Annotated in this window: 1 protein-coding gene; it reads left to right on the forward strand. The window is 34.2% G+C overall.

All coding sequences use genetic code 11. The features are described 5' to 3' along the window. Window positions 1-401: 401 nt before the first annotated feature. On the forward strand, window positions 402-4,694 hold the full coding sequence (locus tag PL77_RS29420) for a glycoside hydrolase family 2 TIM barrel-domain containing protein (RefSeq protein ID WP_044213493.1): 4,293 nt from the start codon (window positions 402-404) through the stop codon (window positions 4,692-4,694). The last annotated feature ends 133 nt before the right edge of the window (window positions 4,695-4,827 follow it).

Below are 4,827 nucleotides of genomic sequence, written 5' to 3' on the forward strand. Positions count from 1 at the left end.
GAAAGTCAATTGGCAAATATGGCATTACCTATGTTCAATAAAACTGAATCTATGTTAGGAAAAAGCATCCTTCCAGAAGGCCTTCGAGGTTACGATAAATTTACCCCCCAAGAGGTACTAATTTATGCACAAAAGTATACTGAAGTAAATTAGTTATGGAGAATAAGAAGTAAGTAAACTTAGTAGTAGGGCTTAGAAAACTTCAGAAATATCGGTTGATCATCAACGGCAATTTAGTGAATACACTATTTCACCATTGTAATGGACTATTATATAATATCGTTCATCTAGTTTAGAGCTAAGCATTAGAAGTTGAAAATCAATCCTACTTTTCTGAAAGATAAAGCTCTTTCATGGTGAGTTTCAAAGTGAATTTTGTAGGTGTTAAATCTTGAATGATAATGAATATCCGATCAAAAAAAAGTTTTATTTTTTTTATAGTATTACTCATTTTTTTTACTGTTAATAATGTTTCTGCTTCAGAGCCAAACAAGAAGGGGCAACCACTTATCTTTTTAAATGGAGAACAGTTAGATGCATCAAAAGAGAAGATAGCAAATGGAGAGTCTTTGTTTGTGCAAGCTTATGATAGTATTATAGCCTATGCTGATCAAGAGTTAAAAAAAAAAATAGATCCTGTCACAAATAAGACAGTGTTGCCAGCTAGCGGAGATATACATGACTATCATACGATTGGAGCATATTATTGGCCGGATTCCACAAAAGAAGATGGTTTGCCATGGGTCTATAAAGATGGTGAATTCAATCCGATTAACAGAGGGCCTGCAACAGACTGGGAAAGGAGGAAAGATATGCTTTCTTCATTACATACGCTGAATTTGGCTTACTATTTTTCAGAAGATAATAAATATATTGTTAAAGCTAGAAAGATTGTCCGTACTTGGTTTATCAATGAAAAAACCAAAGTAAATCCTAATGTGGACTATGGAAAGGCCATTCCAGGAAAAGTGCCGGGGACTAATTTTGCAATTATTGATTGGACCGATATCGGTAAGGTTATAACTACAATACAATTGTTAGAGAAAGCATCACTATGGTCTGCTAAAGATAAAGCTGTGATGGACCAATGGTTTAATGATTATTATGAATGGTTGGTGAATAGTGAATTTGGGAAGCTGGAAAATACAAGGCGTAATAATCATGCAACCAATTATGATTTTCAATTAATCGGTATCATGATTTATTTAGGAAAGCTAGATGAGGCAGAAGCCAAATTGGAAGAAGTAAAGTATACTCGAATTGCTACTCAAATAGCGAAAGATGGTAGTCAGCCTTATGAGTTAGGACGTACTAAGTCGGTGAATTACACGGTCAATAACTTATGGGCGTTAGTACGAATTACAGATTTGGGCTGTAGATTTACCGATATTGATCTTTGGGATTACAAAAGTGAAAATGGAGGAAGTTTAAAGAAGGCCTTTGATTTTGTGATTCCCTATATGGAAGGGAAGTCAACTTGGAAATGGAAACAAATTACTGGTGGAGGTAGTGAAAGCCAATTAGCAAATTTGGCACTACCAATGTTTAGTAGAACTGAATCTATGTTAGGAAAAAAAATCCTAACAGACAGCCTAAGTGGCTATGATAAGTTTACACCTCAAGAAGTACTAATGTATGTACAAAGAAATCCTTGGGAAAATCAGTCGATTACTCAAATCAACAAAGAAAAGCCTTTTTCAACATTATTTTATGATGATAGTTCAAAGGACGTAACTTCACTTAATGGTACTTGGGATTTTGCATATTATGAAGATGTTAGTAAAGTACCTTTTAATGCGAAACCTAAAGAATGGAATAAAATTAAGGTACCGTCAGCTTGGGAAATGCAAGGCTATGGCACTCCAATATACACAAATCAGATCTACCCTTTTGATAAAAATCCTCCTTTCATTGCAGGTGTCAATGGTAATCCTGTTGGAATCTATCAAACTAAATTTACTGTAGATGAAATAGAAGAGAAGCAAGTTTTTATTCATTTTGGAAGTGTATCCTCAGCCTTTTATTTATGGATTAATAACAAAAAAGTAGGGTACAGTCAGGATAGTTGGTCTCCTGCTACTTTTAATATTACTTCTTACCTAGAGAAAGGAAATAACACACTTCGAATGCAAGTATTTCGTTGGAGTGACGGTAGTTATCTTGAAGATCAAGACGGCTGGAGAATGAGTGGTATTTTTAGAGATGTTTTTCTAATTAAAAAAGCACCTATACATATCAGAGACTTTTTTGTAAAAACGGAATTAGAGGGTGAAGGGGCAAAGTTGAATTTACAGATAGATTTAAGTAATAGCACCAGAAAAAAAATAAAAAACTATAGCCTTCACATAAGTTTACACGACAATAATGGTCAAGAGGTAATAAGTAAATCCATAAAAGCAAAGCCTGAAATTCAAACAGAAAATATACTTTCAGTCATAAAGCCTTGGTGTAATGAAAAGCCTAACCTTTATGCCTTAAAACTTCAATTGATGAGGGGTAAAGACTTAATAGATGAGGTAAATACAAATATAGGGTTTCGAGAGGTAGCACTTTCTGATAAGAATGAACTTCTGCTTAATGGAAAGCCATTTATCATCAAAGGAGTAAATATTGTCGAGCATGATCCCATTTATGGAAAGCAAATTTCTAAAGAACGAATGGAAAAGCAGATAAAACTGCTGAAACGATATAATATTAATACAGTCCGTACTGCACATTATCCTGCTGACCCTTATTTTTATAAATTATGTGATGAGTATGGTATGCTTGTGATTGATGAAGCTAATGTAGAATCTCAAGGCATGAAGTATGGAGAGGCTTCATTGGCAAAAGACCCTTCTTGGGAAAAAGCACATATAGAGCGATTAGAAGCTATGATACATAGAGATAAGAATCACCCTAGTGTTATCATGTGGTCTTTTGGAAATGAAGCAGGTAATGGAGTAAATATGGAAGCTATGCAACGTACAGCTAAATCAATAGATACTTCTCGTCCTACACATTATCATATTACGGATGGTGGTGTATCTTATGATACTTATGGAGGAGGTATTCTAAAATTTGGAAAGCCTAATGCTTTTGGTCGTTATCAGTCAGTAGATGATCTGACTGTTTTAGGGAAAGAGGGTACAGATCGTCCTTACTTATTAAATGAATTTGCACATTCTATGGGTAATAGTACCGGAAATCTACAAGAATATGTTGATGTTTTTGAAAAATATCCAAATCTAATTGGTGGGTGTATTTGGGACTGGGTAGACCAAGGGCTTACAAAAGGAGTTGATGGCAGTTACGGAGTAATGATTTCTGATATAAAAAAAGCACATAATGAGTGTTCTACTCCTGGTAAGGGGCATTATTGGGCTTTTGGAGGAAGCTTTGATGATCAACCAAATTCTGGGAGTTTTTGTATAAATGGTCTTGTTTTTCCAGACTTAACTCCGAGTAGTAAAACAGAGGAGGTCAAAAAAGCATATCAAAATATTGCCTTTGATGTTAAGAATATAGAATTAGGTGAAATTACTGTTACAAATAAATATCATGTCACTGACTTGGATTCATTTAATTTTAGTTGGACTTTATTAAAAAATGGAGAAGTGATAAAGACTACACCGTTTATATTAAAATTGAAAGGTCTTTCAAGTCAAACTATTACACTACCTCAATGGCAAGAACTAGATAATACTGATGATGAGTATGTGTTACAAATATCAGTGAAGTTAAAAGAGCTAACTATTTGGGGAGGTTTAGACCATGAAGTAGCATATGAAGAATGGGTGTTGCCACCTAAGAGGAAATTAGAAATGACATTCTTTTCAGAAGGAAAAGTTTCTTTGGAAGAAGAAGGAAACATCTTGACAGTATTTACTTCTACTGAAGAATTTGTATTTGATAAGGCAACAGGTACTTTACTAAAAGTAACAAAAAAGGGTCAAGAAGTTATTCAAGGAGGAATGCAACTCTCTTTTTATAGAGCTCCCATAGATAATGATCGTTCATTCAGAAAAGCGTGGAAACTATTCAAACCAGATCAGTTGCGTTGTCAAGTAAAAGAATTTTCAGCAGAAAATTTAGAAGGAAAAGTTCAAATAAAGATCTCAAAAACGTATCAATCCGATGGTAGTGACAGCGGTATAAATACAGACGAGGTATTTATGATAGGAAATGATAGTGAGTTATTAACTCATTTATCAATTGATTATTTTGGAGAACATCTTCCTCCATCTCTACCCAGAATTGGCTATGTAGTTAAGTTACCTAAGAACTATGATAGTGCGAGGTGGTACGGTAAAGGCCCTGGTAGTTCTTACATAGACCGTAAGAGTGCTATGAAAATGGGGATATACACTTCGAGTATAGATGAACTCTTTACGAATTATATTAAACCACAAGCTAACGGAAATCGATCTGAAGTTCGTTGGGTTGAGATTCTAAGCGAGCAAACACCAATTACTGTTAGCAGTGCTACCCCTTTCAATTTTTCACTTCAGAAATTTGATGTTAATGATATAAAAAAGGCTCGATTTACTTATCAATTGAAAGAAAATGAATATAACATTCTAAATATTGATTTTGAAGAAGGAGCAGTAGGTAACGGTAGTTGTGGGCCCAAACCTTTAAAAGAGTATCTCTTAAAACCTGTAGTAACGCAGTATCAAATGAAAATAAACTTCAAGAAAGCATTAATCAAATGAAAAAAATAATATTGACCTTACTTTTCACCATCACATTATTTCAAGCGAATGCAACGAATTGGGGTAATGCACATTGAATTTGGCTTACTATTTTTCTGGTAACAAAAAAAACAAGAGTAAACCCAAACATTGA

Origin of the sequence: Flammeovirga sp. OC4 (assembly GCF_000812565.1) — a bacterium.
GTDB lineage: Bacteria > Bacteroidota > Bacteroidia > Cytophagales > Flammeovirgaceae > Flammeovirga.

What these genes read in the sequence shown, in the direction of transcription:
- PL77_RS29420 (WP_044213493.1), top strand. Translation starts at nt 402, where the DNA reads ATGAATATCCGATCAAAAAAAAGTTTTATTTTTTTTATAGTATTACTC.